The organism is Pedobacter sp. (assembly GCF_037719805.1).
Taxonomy (GTDB): domain Bacteria; phylum Bacteroidota; class Bacteroidia; order Sphingobacteriales; family Sphingobacteriaceae; genus Pedobacter.
Genome location: NZ_JBBJLZ010000001.1, coordinates 42,579 through 60,661 on the forward strand (window position 1 = coordinate 42,579; position 18,083 = coordinate 60,661).

The 18,083-nt window shown below is 42.1% G+C and carries 11 protein-coding genes; 6 read left to right on the forward strand and 5 right to left on the reverse strand.

The features are described 5' to 3' along the window. The first annotated feature begins 165 nt into the window (after window positions 1-165). On the forward strand, window positions 166-924 hold the full coding sequence (gene cobA, locus WKF66_RS00225; protein WP_489672387.1) for a uroporphyrinogen-III C-methyltransferase: 759 nt from the start codon (window positions 166-168) through the stop codon (window positions 922-924). A 156-nt stretch (window positions 925-1,080) separates the two neighbouring features. Continuing rightward, the gene (locus WKF66_RS00230; RefSeq protein ID WP_489672388.1) at window positions 1,081-1,605 is read left to right on the forward strand and encodes a sigma-70 family RNA polymerase sigma factor; all 525 of its coding nucleotides are present in this window, start codon (window positions 1,081-1,083) and stop codon (window positions 1,603-1,605) included. Window positions 1,606-2,163: 558 nt separating this feature from the next. Here the strand turns inward: WKF66_RS00230 and WKF66_RS00235 are convergent. After that, window positions 2,164-2,961, reverse strand: coding sequence for an SDR family NAD(P)-dependent oxidoreductase (locus tag WKF66_RS00235; RefSeq protein ID WP_489672389.1), 798 nt, complete (start codon window positions 2,959-2,961; stop codon window positions 2,164-2,166). 27 nt (window positions 2,962-2,988) lie between these two features. After that, on the reverse strand, window positions 2,989-4,536 hold the full coding sequence (locus WKF66_RS00240) for an FAD-dependent oxidoreductase (protein WP_489672390.1): 1,548 nt from the start codon (window positions 4,534-4,536) through the stop codon (window positions 2,989-2,991). Window positions 4,537-4,893: 357 nt separating this feature from the next. On the opposite strand from WKF66_RS00240, the gene WKF66_RS00245 reads away from it, so the two are divergent. Next, window positions 4,894-5,391: a YciE/YciF ferroxidase family protein gene (locus tag WKF66_RS00245; protein WP_489673321.1), complete on the forward strand. Its 498-nt coding sequence runs from the start codon at window positions 4,894-4,896 to the stop codon at window positions 5,389-5,391. Window positions 5,392-5,473: 82 nt separating this feature from the next. Here WKF66_RS00245 and treY read toward each other — a convergent pair whose 3' ends face one another. From treY to glgX, 3 genes are read right to left on the reverse strand one after another with little or no spacing between them, the layout of a single operon-like run. After that, window positions 5,474-9,445: a malto-oligosyltrehalose synthase gene (gene treY / locus WKF66_RS00250; protein WP_489672391.1), complete on the reverse strand. Its 3,972-nt coding sequence runs from the start codon at window positions 9,443-9,445 to the stop codon at window positions 5,474-5,476. Further along, window positions 9,438-11,279: a malto-oligosyltrehalose trehalohydrolase gene (gene treZ / locus WKF66_RS00255; protein WP_489672392.1), complete on the reverse strand. Its 1,842-nt coding sequence runs from the start codon at window positions 11,277-11,279 to the stop codon at window positions 9,438-9,440. The genes treY and treZ overlap by 8 nt, the downstream gene beginning before the upstream one ends. Beyond that, window positions 11,279-13,411, reverse strand: a complete 2,133-nt coding sequence (gene glgX / locus WKF66_RS00260) for a glycogen debranching protein GlgX (protein WP_489672393.1) — start codon at window positions 13,409-13,411, stop codon at window positions 11,279-11,281. The genes treZ and glgX overlap by 1 nt, the downstream gene beginning before the upstream one ends. A 429-nt stretch (window positions 13,412-13,840) precedes the next feature. Here glgX and WKF66_RS00265 point away from each other — a divergent pair, with 429 nt between their 5' ends. From WKF66_RS00265 to WKF66_RS00275, 3 genes are all read left to right on the forward strand, one after another. Further along, window positions 13,841-14,257 carry a hypothetical protein gene (locus WKF66_RS00265; protein ID WP_489672394.1) on the forward strand — a complete coding sequence of 139 codons (417 nt, stop codon included), beginning with the start codon at window positions 13,841-13,843 and terminating at the stop codon, window positions 14,255-14,257. A gap of 130 nt (window positions 14,258-14,387) precedes the next feature. Then, window positions 14,388-17,939: a PAS domain S-box protein gene (locus tag WKF66_RS00270; protein ID WP_489672395.1), complete on the forward strand. Its 3,552-nt coding sequence runs from the start codon at window positions 14,388-14,390 to the stop codon at window positions 17,937-17,939. Then, window positions 17,918-18,061: a hypothetical protein gene (locus WKF66_RS00275; RefSeq protein ID WP_489673322.1), complete on the forward strand. Its 144-nt coding sequence runs from the start codon at window positions 17,918-17,920 to the stop codon at window positions 18,059-18,061. Before WKF66_RS00270 ends, WKF66_RS00275 begins: the two co-directional genes overlap by 22 nt. The last annotated feature ends 22 nt before the right edge of the window (window positions 18,062-18,083 follow it).

Genomic DNA, 18,083 nt, shown 5'->3' on the forward strand with positions numbered 1-18,083 from the left:
AAAAGGAGTACGGTGCTTTATTTTATTCAACTATCAGATATTTATCATACATAAATATAATAACAATACAATAATATTGATTTAATGTGATATAAATCATATTAAATCAATATTTATTAAAAATATTAATCATATTTACATTATTAATTACTGGATAATCAGATTATGAAAGAAAATATCGAAGAAACTGGGTTATTTGTTATAGGTTCTGGACCTGGCGACCCTGAATTAATGACATTAAAGGGAATTAATGTAATAAAAAGAGCAGATGTTATACTTTATGACAATTTAAGCAGCAAAATTTTGTTGAATTATGCTCCGGAACACTGCATAATCTTATATGTTGGCAAAAAGCCTTATGAAAAGTACAACTCACAAGAAGAAATCCATGATCTGATTAAGTTTTATGCTACCGAAGGTAAAACGGTAGTCCGCCTCAAGGGTGGCGATCCCTATATATTTGGACGGGGCTTCGAAGAAGTCTTATTCGCCGAGGAACATGGAATTAAAGCCCATTATATACCAGGAATTAGTAGCATGCAGGGTGCAGGTATGAGTAACATTCCCCTAACCCATAGGGGCGTAAGCGAAAGCGTCTGGATGATCACAGGAACAAAGAAAGATGGAACGCTCTCTGCTGACCTACAATGCGCAATGAATAGTGGAGCAACGGTCGTCATCTACATGGGCATGAAAAAACTTAAAGAGATTTCGTCTGCATATTTAAGGAATGGGTTAGGCTTGATGCCCGCTGCAATTATACAGCATGCAACTTTGCCGCATGAAAGACAAGCCATTTGCCAGGTAAAAAATCTTGAAGAGGTAGCGTTATACGAGAACTTAAGCCATCCAGCCATTATAGTCATTGGAAACGTTGTTGGTTTGAAAAAGACGATCAAACAAGCCTTCTCTATCGCTTCCTAAAGGTATTTAACCCGGATGTTTTCATAATATAAAATATATTGCGCGAAATACTTATTTGACTGGAAATATATACTGAATTAACCTTTTGGCACTAAAAAGCGTTTGGCATGGTATGCACTTTGTGTAGGATTTAAGTATAAAACTTAAACTATCGCCATGAATAACCTATCCTTAGACTCCCAAATTTGCGCACACAAAAGTTCATTAGATCTTTTTGCCAGAAAATTTACAAACGACCTGGAAGATGCCAACGACCTGGTTCAAGATACGATGATCAAAGCGATCAGGTATGCAAGCATGTACAAAGAAGGCACTAATTTAAGAGGCTGGCTTTATACGATTATGAAAAACACTTTCATAAACAGCTACAAGAAGGTTTCAAGAAAAAACAGCATCATGGACACCAGCGAGGAGCTTTCCTCAGCACAATTAAAGAAGAGTGCTTCTAACAATCTGGGCGAAAATAAATTCATGATGGAAGACATCAACAAAGCAATGAAAGCATTGCAACCGGAATATGCGATCCCTTTCCTAAAATATTTTGAAGGATATAAATACCATGAAATTGCAGATGAATTACAGATTCCAATAGGAACTGTGAAAACAAGAATACATATGGCTAGACAAGTACTGAAAGGTAGTCTGAAAATGTATGCACAAGAATACAGAAAATCTGCATAAACGGTTAAAACGACTTTATAGTGAATAATTGGTTTTTTAAGCTGGTCCTCTGACCAGCTTTTTTTATGCCTTATAAGTCTTATTTATAATCTTTTCGTGAGTGTCGTCTATTTGCTTCACTAATACAAACATGCGTTCAGAGATTGCTACAGCCGGAAGCTAAATCAACCTTTTGGCCATGTGAATAAGGGTTTGCTGGGGTTTATAGTGTCATTTAAGATCCTAGTGATTTGGCAAGGAAGAGGCAATGACAGGCTATATGCCTCGTCCTGAACTCGTCATGCGGGCGAAAAAGGCAGGTATGAGGACTTTGGAATAACATATTCTATCCAGTCCGAGGTCCCGGTCTTCGCCGGGATGACGTGTTGCCACCATCGCGATTAGATCCGTCCGAGGTCCCGGTCTTCACCGGGATGACGTGTCACCGGCATGGCGATGACGAGCGCAAAAGCGCCCTGAAACAAGAAAAGGAGAACTTAATTAAGCGCTCCCCTTCAGATTGTTAGATAGATGTACCTCAAGAACACTGAAGCACTAATAATGTTCTATTTTATAAATTTAATTTTCATCAGCAGGCTTTTGCTGCTCATACATGTTGTGGGCAACTACGCTATCAGGTAATACATTACTCATTCCTACCTGAATTTTGTTTTTTATTCCAGAAATAACTTTGTCTTTTCCAGCCATTAACGCTTCATAACCGTCCTTAGCCACATCTGCGGGATCAGACAATGAACTTTTGTCCTGTAAGATTTTGCTTTCCTCCATGTCTGCCTTCGCAAAGAAGTCCGTATCTGTAGCTCCTGGTAACAAGGCTGTGATGGTAATGTCAAAATCTTTCAGCTCTTCTCTAATCGCTTCAGTAAATGACAAGACAAACGCTTTAGTTCCATGATAGACTGACTGCCATGGGCCTGGAACCTTACTTGCGATGGATGCAAGATTAAGTATTTTACCCGAGTTAACGGTAGTCATATCTTTCAAAAATAGTTTAGTAAGAATGACAAGAGAAGCTATATTCAAATCTATGATGTCCAGTTCTCTATCGATGTCAGTGTCCTTAAATTCGCCATAAACTCCTTGTCCTGCATCATTCACCAGCACGCTGACATCAAGGCCAAGCTGTTTCACTTCGGCATATAATGCAAAAGCTTCTTCGCGATTAAACAGGTCTTTGGCAATAGTGACTACATCAATTCCATCGATTCTAAGTTCTGCTGCTCTCGCATCAAGATCTTCTTTACTGCGGGAAACTAAAATTAAATTGTATTTGTCTGCGGCAAATAATTTCGCCAGTTCATAGCCAATACCGCTGGAAGCACCGGTAATTAAGGCATATTGATTTGAATTGTTCATATGAATTGTGTTATAAGTTGATGATTATTACTCGTTATTTCCAAGCGGAATTTTTTCTAAGTCTTTTCGGGGTGGTCCCGTAGTTACTTTACCGTTGATGTCGAAGCGACCTCCATGGCAGGGACAATCCCAGCTCTTCTCTGCATCATTAAAGGAGACGATGCAACCGGCATGGGTACATGTGGGGTTTAAAGCAGTCACTTTACCATCGGCATCCTTATATATGGCAACCTTTGAGCCTTTCAACTCTGCAATGATGCCTTTTTCGGGCGCCAGTTCTTTTAAGGAATCAAGGTCTTCTTCGGCTCCAAATCTGTCTGCAATAAATCGCCAGGCGACGTCCGCGTTCTCTTTCACAAATTCTGAAAAGCCAGCAATCGGCTTAATACGTGACGGGCTATACAAATCGGAATAGTTATTTTCTATACCGAGTATTTGATCGCTTATGATTTTCCCCGACAAGGTTCCGAACATCATTCCATTTCCGTTAAAGCCCGTACCTACATAAATACTGTCGTGACCCGTCAATTTACCGATATATGGAAGTCCGTCTACCGGTACGTAGTACTGAGATGACCATCTGTATGGAATAGACTCCACACGGTAGTATTTATGTGCGTAATCTTCTAATTTTTTAAATGCATTTTCTGGCTCATCATGTCCTGTTTTGTGGTCTTCCCCGCCTAGAATCAAATACTTTTGCCCCTTAATTTCGTGGGTTCTAAAATAATGATAAGGCTCCTGCATGTCGTAAGTGAGACCAGTTGGATAGGCGTCATGTTTCAATTTGATGCCCAATACGTAACTGCGGTAGGGCGCACAGCGAAAAGTGAAGGGCGTAATTCCGGGAGGGATATGTGTTGCCCATACCAGATTTACCGCTTTTACAGACTGACTTCCGATGTTTGCAATGTGGATTCCGTCCTCAGCTATTGTCTCTTCGACAAAACTTTTTTCTAAAATTACCCCACCTAGCTTTATAAACTCCGCAGCAAGAGCGTAGATATATTTCAGGGGGTGAAACTGACCCTGATCTACAAAATGAACTGCCATTTGAAATGGAACAGGCACTCCATTATCCTGATATTCAATCGCTTCCACCCCCGCTCTTCTGGTTGCTTCCAATATCTCAGTAAGCTGCTTAGTTTCTTTATCAGTTTCCGAAAAAAGATAAGCGCCTTTATATTCAAAATCACATTCTATGTGATACAGATCGATAAAATCTTTAATGATGGCAAAAGCATCCTTACCAGAGTCGGCCACTAGTTTTGCGGCTTCCTCATTGAAGTCCCTTTCAATTTCTGGATACGTCGCATCGAAGAAGGTATTCAAGTGAGCAGTGGTACCACCGGTTGTTCCATAGCCAATGGTTCCTCCTTCAACTACAATACATTGTTTGCCTGCTTTCTGAAGCAAAAGAGCGGTAGTAATTCCGGTTATCCCTCCTCCTACAATCATTACATCATAAGTAAGGGAGTAGTCAGCTGTTGAATGTGGTGTACCCGCAATATCGACCGCCTGCCATGGGCTTTCGGTGTAGCTGTCTCTTGGATTTATTTGCTCATTGTTTTCCATCTTTAGCACGCTAATGTTTTTAATTATCAGATGATTGAGCAACACCTGTTTTTTAAAAAAGGTTTCAATAAATTAAAATAGGCAGGGAACGAGTAGAGCAGTAATTTCTTAGTACTCAGCAAACAATTAATATATAAAGTGGGTTGTAGAGCAAGGACCTAAATTACTTAAACAAATATTATTATGGCAACTACAAGTAAAGCAAGCAGCGCGAAGAAACCAGCTGCAACAACTGAGAAAAAAACGGCTACAAAGGCATCTACTGCTGAAAAGCCTGCAAAACCGGCTACAAAATCTGCTGTATCTGAAGAAGAAACTGCACCTGTATCTACTAAGCCGACTGGAAAAACTGGCAAGATGGAAGATTCTGAATTCCATGAGTTTTTTGTGGATGAATTGAAAGATATTTACTGGGCTGAAAAACACCTTGTAAAAGCACTACCTAAATTTAAAAAAGCGGCAACAAGCCCAGAATTAGCTGCTGCATTTGACAAACATACTGCGGAAACTAAAACTCATATCGAGACCTTAGATAAGGTTTTTGAATTATTGGGAGAAAAAGCTCAAGCTAAGAAATGTGATGCAATGGAAGGATTGCTTTCTGAGGCAGAAGGTATAATTGAAGATACTGAAGCAGGTACATTAGTACGTGATGCTGGATTAATTTTAGCTGCTCAAAAAGTAGAGCATTATGAGATCGCAACGTACGGTACGCTTAGAGTATTTGCGGAGAACATGGGTCACACTGATGTAGTTGAACTATTGTCGCAAACGTTAGAACAAGAGAAAGCAACGGATCTTGCGCTTACTCAAATTGCTGAAGGTTTTGTAAATGAGCAAGCTGCTTCAGAATAAAAATAATAAATTTATAATATGAAAAAGCCTTAGACTGTGTGGTCTAAGGCTTTTTTTGTGGGTGTTAATCGGTTGGCCGTTACTACCGGCCATAAAGCTTGGTAAAGGCTAAAAGTTTCTCTTGAATCTTAGTGTCAAGATCATCGGGCTTGAGTCGCCACATCCAGTTTCCTTTTGTAGATGCCGGAGTATTCATTCTAGCCTTACTATCTTTATTCAATAGATCCTGAACAGGCACGATCACAATTTTAGCCGCTGAGGCGTAAGCAAGCCTGATCAATGTTTCAACCGCGTTATTTTTGTTGATCTTTTTATCTGTGTACTGCTCAAGCCTGGCTTTGGTTGCCGAATCTGCCTCTTCTTCATACCATCCCCTTGTCGTGTTGTTATCATGGGTTCCGGTATATGCAATGCAGTTGTCGCTGCTCATATTGTGGGGTGCATGGATTGAGTCGGCGATGTCTTCTCCGAAGGCAAACTGCAGAACTTTCATCCCAGGAAGGCCAAACTGGTCTCTCAGTGCAAATACTTCAGGAGTAATTTCTCCTAAATCTTCTGCGATAAGCGGAAGTTCACCGAAGTGTTCGACCAAAGCGTTAAAGAAGTCTGCTCCAGGTCCGTCTTTCCAGGTACCATTTTTTGCAGTTTCACTATCTGCTGGTACTTCCCAATAATCTGCGAAGGCTCGGAAATGGTCTAATCGGATCAAGTCGTAGAGCTCAATGTTCTTCGCGATTCGTCTGATCCACCATTGATATTGTTCCTCCTTCATAGACTCCCAATTATAAACCGGCATCCCCCATAGTTGCCCATCTTCATTGAAATAATCAGGTGGGACGCCGGCGATACCCAAAACATGCCCTTCCTTATCCACGTTAAAGAGATGAGGGTTTGCCCATACCTCAGCAGAATCGAGTGCCGCATAGAATGGCAGATCGCCTACGAGTTTAACGTTCAGCATGGAAGCGTACTCCCGGATCTGGGCCCATTGTTCTGTAAAAACAAACTGTTGCCATTTGATCGCTTCGAGTTCTAAAGTATATTTTTCCAGCGCCTGGTCTAACGCTGATTGATCCCGGGTTTTATGTTTGATATCCCAATCTGACCATTGTTTTCCGCTATTTACTGTTTTCAACACTTCGTAAAGCGCATAATCATTTAGCCAAAAAGACTCTTGTTCACAATACTTTTCAAAAGGTTTTTGAAGCCCGAGCTGACCGGCTGAGCGCTTAAAGTTTTTAAAGGCTATGCTTAACAGCTCCTGCTTTATGACCTCTACGCGCTCATAACTCACTTTTCTTTCCGTCTTACGCGCATGCTCTTCCAAATCGTTCTGGCTGATCAAACCCTGTGCAAATAGAAGTTCAGGACTTATCAACAGCACGTTTCCGGCCATGACAGATGTTGCACTGTATGGGGAGTACGCTTGTTCCTGCGTTAAGGGATTCATAGGTAGCACCTGCCAGTACTTTTGCCCAGAGGCAGCCAGGAAATCAAGAAAGGATTTCGCTGTTGGACCCAGGTCACCTATCCCATAAGTAGATGGTAAGGATGAAACGTGCATGAGCACACCTGCGGCACGCTTGCGTTCTACGTTTTTGAAATGAAGTGCAGCAAAAGGAAGCACTTTAAGTACCTTATCTAATTTAAGTTCAGTTGTGGTACTGTCTGATTTGTCCCTTAGCCAATCTTTATACTCACTTGGAATGGCTTTAGGCAGAACTACGTAAGTGTCCGACCAATCTATGTTTACTACCTCCTCTTCGTCAGCGTCCAACATTCCGCTGATATTGACCGGAAGCACGAATACTAACCAATCGTTTTGATAATGACGTACAAAAGCAATGGCATTGTCGGCATACTTGCCCTTGATCTGAAGAGGAAGATATTGTCCTTTTGAAAAGACTTCTGGGTATGACTGCCTCAATTGAAGTAATTGTTTCAAGAAATACAGCTTTATTTTCCCCGTGGAGGCGGTACTCCATAGTTCCGGCAACTCTACTACTTCCTTATTGGTCTCTATGAGAAATTTAAGTCTTACCTCATAATCTACCGGCCTTCTATTATCCGGATCCACCATACTCAGATCCCACAATTCTGTCCCCTGGTAAGTATCAGGAATCCCGGGGCTTGCATGTTTTAAAAGTAAAGCGGCTAAGGAATTGAGCTTTCCAAATGCGGCAATCTTTTTATGAAATGTACTAAAAACCTGCCAGAAAGGCCTTTCTTTATTTAATAACTCCGTAATGAAGTTCCTACAATTTGCTTCATATTGCTCATCCGGCTCTTCCCAGTTTGACCTCGCCTTAGATTCCCTTAGAGCTTTCTCCATATATTCTAAGAGCCTGTCGAGGTATTGTTCCTGCTCCGATTCTAATTCGGGATAGGTTGCGATTAAAGTCTGATAGATAAAATATTCATCATTGTTATCAGGTTGGGCGCTTTGCTTTAACTCCTCATTAAGCTCTTTCCAATGGGCAGCTTCTTTAGGCCATTTGTTTTTAAGATCAGTAAGCACGTTAAGTCTTGCCCTTGCGTCTTCTCCCCGCTTGGTATCATGTGTTGCAGAGGCATTCATTGCCAGCGGCCAGGCGGCTTGTCTTTCCAGAATGCGTTGGTGAAAGTCATCAGCGGTGATACCGAATACTTCCGAGGAATCTCCAACTTCGTTATTGCCAATGAACCGGTTGAATGTATACATTAAGGTATCTTCGACGCCTTTAGCCATTAACGGCCCGGTAAATTGCATCAGTCGGAGGTAGAAAGATCCATTGTCTTTAAAAAGTTGCTTTTTAAAATATTCTTTGCCAACTGTAAACTCAGGTTCATCAGGCATGCTATTGAAGATCTCCCCGATAGCGGCTTCCTCATCTTCCGCCAGCGGAAGTTTTGAGGAGTAAAAACGGTATACGGGACAACGAACAAGAAACTCGGCAATTATCCCTTTATACAATTCTGCATTTTGTTCTGGAATCTGGTCATCTGTACTTAGGCCTATAAAGGCTTGATACAGGTTTTCAAGCTCCCCTTGCATAAATCCACTTAGAAATTCGCGTTTCTTCCGCTGGATTTGAACGGCAATCGGGCTGTTAAACCTTCCAAGATTCTTATAAAACTTGTTAAATTTCTTCTCCGCTTTTTGATTAGTGAAGAGCTGATTCACGAGCCCTAGATAGTCATAGCCAGTAGTGCCTTCTATGGGCCAGCCTGGAGGTAACAATTCGCCCGGTTCTAGAATTTTTTCGACAATTAGGTAGGCTTCCTCACCACACAACGCTCTTAGCTGGTAGAGATACGCCGTGGGGTCAAACAAGCCGTCAATATGGTCAATTCTCAACCCTTGAAAGATGCCTTCATCCAGTAATTGCTTGCTGAACTGGTGATAATCGGCAAAGACTTTTGGATCCTGAATGTTCAAACAAATTAAGCTACTAACCGTAAAGAACCTGCGGTAGTTCATGCTTTTGAGCGTATCGCGGTAGTCGCAAAGCTTATAATACTGATGTTCCAAAATTTCTATTAATGGAAGACTTAAGTCGGTATCTTCTCTGAGCGGCCACATGGAATCGTGGTATTTCAGGAAATTACCTTCTTCTGTCGTTACTAGATTTAGTTCTCCTTTTTCTATGATAGCGTCCGGGTCATCTCCTAGAAAGGGAACCATTAGCGGCTCTTTTTCCAGGTCTTTAGATACAATATCGAAGTAAGGCCTGTACTCAGAATTCTCCCCGTATTTGAGCACATCCATTAGCCAGGTATTGCTATGATGGAAGCCCATATGATTGGGAACAATATCCTGAATCCAGGAAATTCCGATCTCCTTTAAGTCGCCGGCGATCTTGCGTAGTTGTTCAAGGGTACCGATTTCAGGATTGATTTTATGCGGATTAACTCCATCATAACCATGCATGCTTCCAGGTACAGCTTCAAAAATGGGTGAAGCGTATATTGTTTTAATGCCCAGCTGTTGTAGGTAAGGTATAATTGCCTCCAGATCGTTGAAGGTGAAATCAGCGTGAAACTGTATTCGATAGGTAGATATAGGGTTAAACATAGGTAGCTGAGTAGGCGATAAATGATTCTGGCTGTACGTTCAAAGTGGTAATTGAGCTGTTCGTTGCTGAATTATCCGCTAAAGATTCTGCTTCTGCAAATGAATTGAGCAGCATTTGGCTAAGATTTACTCCTTTTGGCAAAGCCAGGTTTTGCGAATTTTTAGAAAAGTTAAGTACACATATAACAAGATCTGCACTTCCTGTCAGGCCGCGCTCCAGAATAATGGAATGCTGTTCTTTAAACAAGTGGACGCGTGTCGCGTCCCGATCGCACATTTTTAAACAAAGGTTGCTTTTACGCAATTGAATAAGTGCTTTATAGAAATTGAAAAGTGTCAGGTGTTGTGATTGGTCTTTTAGATTCCAGTCCAGCTTAGATTCGTTGAACGTCTCTTCTGCCTGAGGGTCGGGCGCTTCGCCTTCGTTGTGCATTGATGCAAATTCTGCTTTCCGGCCTTTCCTCACTTGTTCTACTAACTCCGGATCGGTATGGCTTACGAAATACAAGAATGGGCTTTCAGCTCCCCATTCTTCACCCATGAAAAGCATAGGGAGGAATGGTGCAGAAAATACTGCGGCTACCATTACCTTTTGCAGATCAGGACTGTAAAGGACGGAACTCCTCTCTCCCAGCATCCTATTGCCAATCTGATCATGGTTCTGAGAGAAAACGATAAACTGCTTTCCAGGGTGTCCAGTAGCTTCTTTCCCAAACGTTCGGTTACGCTCTTCTGAAAATGTTCCTGTGTATACGTAAGCGTCTGAATAAGATTTGGCAAGGTCTTCAATACCGTTAAAATCTAAGTAATAACCTTTCCTTGGCTCACCGGCAGTCACCCTTAAAGCATGATGAAACTCATCTATCCACTGGGAGTCCATCCCTAATCCGTTGTTGTTTGCATCAGAGATGTATCTCGGATCGTTAAGATCTGATTCTGCAATGAGGTAGTGAAGGCGACCGGTTTGGGCACTGAGTTGTTCTGTCTTGCGACTGATCTCTTGTAAAATATGAACGGCGCTTAGGTCTTTAATGGCATGAACGGCATCAAGACGTAGCCCATCAATATGAAAATCCCTAAACCACATCAGCGCATTTTCAATAAAGAACTCCCTTACTCCATCGCAGCCATTGTCATCAAAGTTGATGGCACTTCCCCAAGGAGTGTGGTATTTATCAGTAAAAAATGGTCCGAACTTAGGAAGGTAGTTACCTTCCGGGCCCAGGTGGTTGTATACTACGTCAAGTATTACTGCAATTCCTTTGGTATGACAAGCCTCTACCAGCACTTTTAGTCCTTCTGGGCCACCATATGATTCCTGAACTGCATAGGGGAATACCCCATCGTAACCCCAATTCCGTTCCCCAGGAAAGCTGGCAATAGGCATTAGCTCGATAGCGTTTATACCTAAATCTACCAGGTATTCAAGGTGCTCGATCACTCCTTCAAATGTACCTTGTTCGGAAAATGTTCCGGTATGGAGTTCATAGATCACATACTCATTAAGGGGATAATTAATCCATTTGTCGTCTTGTGGAGCCACATAATGAAGCAAGTCTATCGCCTTTGAGGGACCATGAACACCTTGAGGTTGAGAAAGTGAAGCAGGATCAGGCAATTTTTCGCCATCAAGTATAACCCAGTATAAGTCGCCGGACTTAAGCTTGTCCGTTTTCAGCAACCAGTAGCCATGTTCCCCTTTTTCAAGGTCTAGGTCAGTTGAAGTAGCATCAATCCGAACTTGTAAAGAACTTGCTTTTGGCGCCCATATTTTAAGGAGTGCAAGACCTTCCCTGTTAAAGTTGACTCCTATGTTTCTGATATCAAGATGCATTAGTTATCCTCCTTAATTGCACTTAAAGCACTTAGGACCACAACTGAACGGCCAGCCACATAAATGTTTTCCGAAGGGAAGTACTGTTTGGTCTCTTCGGAATCAGAGCCTGCCGTGTTAATTATTTCGTGCCATTCTCCTCCATATTGAGCAGAAGGTAATTTATAATCAAGGCCCTCATGGTGGGCATTGAAAATGACATAAAAGTTGTCGTCGAAAATCTTTTTTCCATTCTTATCCCGACTCTTAATTCCTTGTCCGTTTAGGAAAACTGCAAGCGATTTCGCATAATCCTCCTCCCAGTTGTGACTCTCCATTTCTGTACCTTCTGGAAGGAACCACTCGATATCTGTTACTCCGGAACCTTTAATTGGTTGTCCCTGAAACCACCTTCGTCTACAGAAAGCAGGATGTGACTTTCTCAGGTCCAAAAGTTTCTTACTGAATTGAAGCAAGTCCTGATCTGCGTCTTTCCAGTTTAGCCAGGAGATCTTATTGTCCTGACAATATGCATTATTATTCCCACCTTGGGTCCTTCCCATTTCGTCACCTGCAACAAGCATTGGAACTCCCTGGGAAAGAAATAAAGTAGCCAGCATATTTTTCTTTTGCTGGTTTCTAAGTTTGTTGATGTGCTCATCATCAGTTTCACCTTCTACGCCGTAGTTAGAAGACCGGTTGTGGTCTTCTCCGTCGTTGTTATCTTCCCCGTTAGCCTCATTGTGTTTGTTGTTATAGCTAACCAGATCATGAAGCGTGAAGCCGTCATGTGCGGTGATAAAGTTTACACTGGCTGTTGGTGTGCGGTTGTCGCCCTGATACAGATCCGGACTACCTGTGAACCGGGATGCAAATTCTCCGAGCATACTGTTTTCACCTCTCCAGTAATCCCGTATGCTATCTCTATACTTACCATTCCATTCTGCCCATCCGTGAGGGAAGTTACCAACCTGATAGCCACCATCACCTATGTCCCATGGCTCGGCGATAAGCTTGACCTGTGAAATTACCGGGTCCTGTTGGATGATGCTGAAGAATGATCCGAGCATATTTACCTCATTTAGTCCACGTGCAAGCGTAGAAGCAAGGTCAAAGCGGAAACCATCAACACGCATTTCCAGTACCCAATACCTCAGGCTATCCATCATCAACCTGAGCACACTGGGGAAATGTGCATTTAATGTGTTGCCAGTCCCCGTGTAGTCCATGTAGAACCGTTTATCTTCGGTAAGCCTATAGTATTCGGCGTTGTCAATTCCTTTGAAACTTAACGTTGGCCCCATATGATTTCCTTCGGCGGTATGGTTATAAACTACGTCAAGGATAACTTCTATTCCTGCCCGATGTAGTTCCTTAACCATATTTTTAAACTCCCTCACTTGTCCGCCTAGCGCTCCTTTTGAAGAATACCTGGCATCGGGTGAGAAAAAGCCGATGGTATTATAACCCCAGTAATTGGTTAAGCCTCGTTCAGTAAGCGCATTGTCGTTAATGAACTGGTGAATGGGCATTAGTTCTATAGCCGTAATACCGAGCGACTTCAGGTGGTCTATGATTACCGGATGTGCAATAGCAGAATAGGTGCCTCTAATCTCTTCCGGGATTTCAGGATGAAGTTTTGTTAGCCCTTTAACATGAGCCTCGTAAATGATGCTTTGATGGTAGCTTGTGTTCGGTGCTTCTACCCCTTCCCAGTCGTAGGCGGGATTTATGACAACGCTTTTCGGGACGAAGGGTGCGCTGTCAAGCTCACTAAAGGACAGGTCATCCTCTCCGAACTTATATCCATATAGCGATTCATGCCAGTTAACAGTCCCGGATATTGCCTTGGCATATGGATCAATCAAAAGTTTATTTGAATTGAAACGGTGGCCTTCTGTTGGCTCGAAAGCGCCATGTACGCGATAACCGTAGCATTGACCTGGCTGAATTCCAGGGATGTAGACGTGCCAGATTTGATTGGTCCGTTCAAATAACCTAACAACGGTGTGTGCTCGTCCGCTATTTTCATCGAACAGGCAAAGCTCAACTGCGGTTGCATTATAGGCATATAATGAAAAATTAACGCCCTGTCCATCCCAAGTGGACCCTAATGGGCTTGGGGTGCCCGGATATAATTCTAAATCTGTCATAAAATAAAAAAGTTTGAGAACATGATATGTCTGCCCTTGCGTGTTGAACAGCGACCTCTTAAAATTGTTCTGAAACGATTTTAATTACCGTATTTAACTAAATTTTGTGGTTATGTACGTGAGGCTTTCGGTACGCTTGAGAAATTTTTACGCTGAGTTCCTTAATTAATTTCCAGTTGTAGGAGGTGCTGGCGATAAGAAATAGCAGGACAACTGCGTCGATAACTAGGTGAAATTTTTCGGTAGAGAGTGTATTTATGAACATATTTTAGATTTTGAAGCTGTAATCTCGCAGACCTAAACAAGAAAGAACAAGTAATTAAAAAGATATTTATTTTGTGCAATGGGGTTGTATCTAACGGTATTAGTATTAGAGGTTAGGCCCAGAAAGAATGCCATTTGGCAAACCTAAAATCTAAACAAATCCATATGAACACGAACCAATTAGTAGCAAACAGCTATCCGTTGACAGCATCAGGAATTAACGATGTCATGAAGGAACTTCAACAAATGCCTGAGTTTGAATTGCAGGCTGAGGCAGGTCAACTGGCAGCTGACTTTAAAGGCTGGATGGCAGCGCACTTTGAACTTGACGCCAAGCAGGTGCAGTTTTTAAATGCAATTGACGCAGCGACAACCACGCTTACCGCACAGGCGTGTAGCTTTGCTTTGGCAAACAGACTGCCGATCTATCTGGAAAAGGGAGTTAAAGCGATGATTGAAGAAGAAAAACCCCATATGAAGGTTATCAGGGCAATGAGTAACCTGAGCTCAAAATCAGGAAGTGATGGGAACTTTTCTGTTGGTGGATACGTAACTATCCAGATCAACTACGTTTCGCAGTAAAATGCACCGGTTGCGGTTTGTCGACTGCAACCGGTACTTCTGTAAAACTGGTTGGAATAAGCATTAAATTTATTATCACTTATTTTTTCGTAATTTCCGTCTGAATTACTTCTAGCCAAGTCAAACAGATATGAAATTGTACCCTCTACCAAAGGATGAAGAAGAACGTGTTGCCGCACTAAAAGATTACGAAATACTAGATTCGAAAACTGAGGCTAAATTTGACCGGATCACTGAACTGGCCTCAATTATTTGTGAAGTACCTATCTCTTTAATATCGCTTGTCGATGAGAAACGTCAGTGGTTCAAATCTAAATTAGGCCTTGATATCAGCGAAACTCCAAGAGCAATATCATTTTGTCAGCACGCCATCATGGAGGACAAGTACTTTGAAGTCGCTGATGCCACTAAAGACGAGCGCTTTCAAGATAACGAATTGGTATTGGCTGGTCCTAATATTCGCTTTTATGGTGGGTATCCCTTGATCGACCCCAATGGCTATGCACTAGGAACACTTTGTGTTTTAGACCGTACGAGCAACCAGTTGAATGCTAAGCAGCAACGGGCTTTAGAATTACTGGCTGCAGAAGCCACCGCATTGATTGTCGACGACCGTCAAAAGAAACAATTCGACAACTTTGAAAGGCTTTTTGACATATCGAATGATGTGATTTGTATTATTGACGCAGATGGTTTCTTCAAAAGGGTTAATCCTATGTTTGGGCGACTCTTAGGCTGGGACAAAGAAGACTTAAAAATGAAATCACTCTATGACCTTGTCCATCCGGAGGACTTAGAGCTATCAAAATCAAAAATTTCAGTGCTCGGAAGCGCTGGTAGTACGATCACTTTTACCCATAGAATCCGGACTAAGAATGGAGATTACCGCTTTTTGCAATGGGTTGCCACGCAGGAGCCAAACACACAACATGTTTATGGAATTGCCAGGGACGTTACGGAGGATCGTATAAATGAGCAGGAACTTGCGGATAAGGAAGAACGGCTTAGAATATTTTTTGAAAATTCACAGGGGTTGATGTGTACCCATGATCTGGATGGTAGATTTCTTTCCGTAAACTATGCCGGGGCTGCTTTGCTTGGTTACAGCTCTGAAGAGATACTCAAATTTAGTTTGTATGACATTACTCCTCAACAACGCCATCCTCATGTGACTGCTTATTTGAAGCAAATCCGGGATACAGGTGCGGCAGAAGGTCAGATGCTTACTTCTCATAAAGATGGTTCTCCAAGAATATGGATGTTTAAAAACGTACTGGAGATTGTCAAAGATGGGGATCCATATATAATTGGCAATGCTATCGATATTTCTAAAAGGCACCAGTTGGAACGCGATTTAGAACATACTAAGCAGTTTTTAGATGATGTTTTAAATGCTGCAAGTGAGGTGAGCATCATTGCTACGGACGAATATGGCTTGATCACTGTGTTTAACACAGGTGCAGAAAAGATGCTAGGCTACGAGGCTGAAGAAATGATTGGTAAAGAAAACCCTTCCAGAATTTATCGTTCTGAGGAGGTAGCCGAAAGAGGAAGGTTGTTAACCGAAGAATTTGGCAAAGAGATCTCTGGACTAAAGATATTGATCAAGAAAGCTGTCAAGTACGGTTCAGAACAAAGCGACTGGGATTATGTAAGAAAGAATGGGCAGGTTAGGCGAGCGTCTGTGGCGGTAACCCCAATCAAGAATAAAGCGGGTAAGGTAACTGGCTATCTTGGAATCGGCCTGGACATTACTTCAATGGACATGCAGCGTGAAGAACTGAAAATTGAAAAAGTGAGGGCCGAGGAGGCAAGTGTTGCCAAATCAGAGTTCCTTGCGAATATGAGTCATGAGATCCGAACCCCGTTAAATGGGGTGATCGGCTTTACAGATCTGGTGCTTAAAACTCATTTAAACGAAACGCAGCAACAATATTTAACTATAGTCAATCAATCTGCTAATGCATTGCTGGGCATTATCAATGATATTTTAGATTTCTCAAAGATTGAAGCAGGTAAGTTGGAGTTGTCTATCGAAAAGTGCGACCTCTATGAAATGAGTGCCCAGGCGACCGATATTATCACTTATCAAATACAAACGAAGGGTTTGGAGATGTTACTGAACATCCCTTATGACCTTCCGAGATTTATCTGGGCAGATTCGGTACGTCTGAAACAAATTATGATCAACTTGTTGAGTAATGCGTCTAAGTTCACTGAAAAAGGAGAGATAGAACTCAAGATAGAAGTTATTGATACAGCCGAAAGCTTAACACATATTAGGTTTAGTGTTAGAGATACCGGTATTGGGATCAAGCCAGATAAGCAGCAGAAGATATTTGAGGCTTTCTCGCAGGAAGACGGGACTACCACTAAGAAATACGGGGGAACAGGCCTGGGACTCACGATCTCAAACAAGTTGCTCAGTTTGATGGGCAGCAAGCTGGAGCTAGTAAGCACTCCGGGTAAAGGAAGCACATTCTATTTTGATGTTCGACTTAAGTCTGAACAAGGTGAGGCAATTGAATGGAAAGACATTGATCACATCAAAAGGGTGTTAATAGTTGATGACAATGAGAATAATAGGCTTATTCTAAACCAGATGTTGCGATTAAAGCAAATTAAGTGCGATGAGGCGAAGAATGGTTTTGAAGCCTTGCAGTACTTAGCCAAAGGTGTACGATATGATGCCATTATAATGGATTACCACATGCCTTACATGGATGGATTGGAAACGATTCGCAAGATCCGGGCTAACTTTGAAACTGAAGGGAATGAGCAGCAGATTATATTGCTTCACAGTTCATCTGACGACGAGGTGCTTGAAAAAGCTTGTAACGACCTAAATGTGGCTCATAGAATGGTGAAGCCTATTAAGACGGAAGACATTTACAATGTTCTAAGCAGAATATATAAGACAGAAGATCTGTTGGTCGTTACCTCCAAAGCCGTTGAAGAATCTAGTACTGCTGACCCGGTTAACATTCTCATAGCGGAGGACAATGCCATAAATATGCTTTTAGCAAAGACGCTCATTCGTCGTATTGCACCTAACGCTATTATTTACGAGGCATCCAACGGTTTAGAAGCGCTGGAGTACTGTCGCATGAAAAACAAGCCTGATCTTATTTTAATGGACATCCAAATGCCGGAGATGAACGGGTATGAGGCAGCAAAAAGTATAAGAAAACTAGATGTTACTGCTCCAATTATTGCTTTGACAGCAGGGAATGTTAAAAGTGAAAAAGAGAAATGCTTAGCTGCTGGCATGGACGATTTTTTACTGAAACCGATTGTGGAAAGCACACTGGCTTTGGCCTTTGAGAAATGGCTTCACTTCTATGACGTTAAGCAGGCTGCGCAGCTCCACTTTGACAAAGAGGAGGCGATGGCCAATATTGGAGAAGATGAGGAGCTGTTGAAACAAGTGCTCAAGCTGACCAGAAATGAACTGATCGACTCAGAACATGAGATAGAGCAAGCGGTTAAGGGGGGAGATTTGACCGCGCTGAACGCAATTGGGCATAAGTTATTTGGTACGGCGGTTACTTCTGGGTTGAAACAACTAGCAGTTGCTGCGAACGAGTTGGCGAGTCTAGAGCTTTTTCATCCGCAGGAAGTGGACGCTATTTGTGAAAAGATCAGTGCTGAAATCAAGGTCTGTTTAAAGCTCCTTTTTTAAAGTCTTTCAGAACATGCTTATTTAGAGTTGATATGGACTTTATGAATCTGAATCAGAGTGCACATGGCGACCGTGAATTTGGCTTTATGGTTTGGCCCGAAGCTTTTTTAAAGTCTGCCTGAAGCTTTGTTAGAGTTTGCCTGA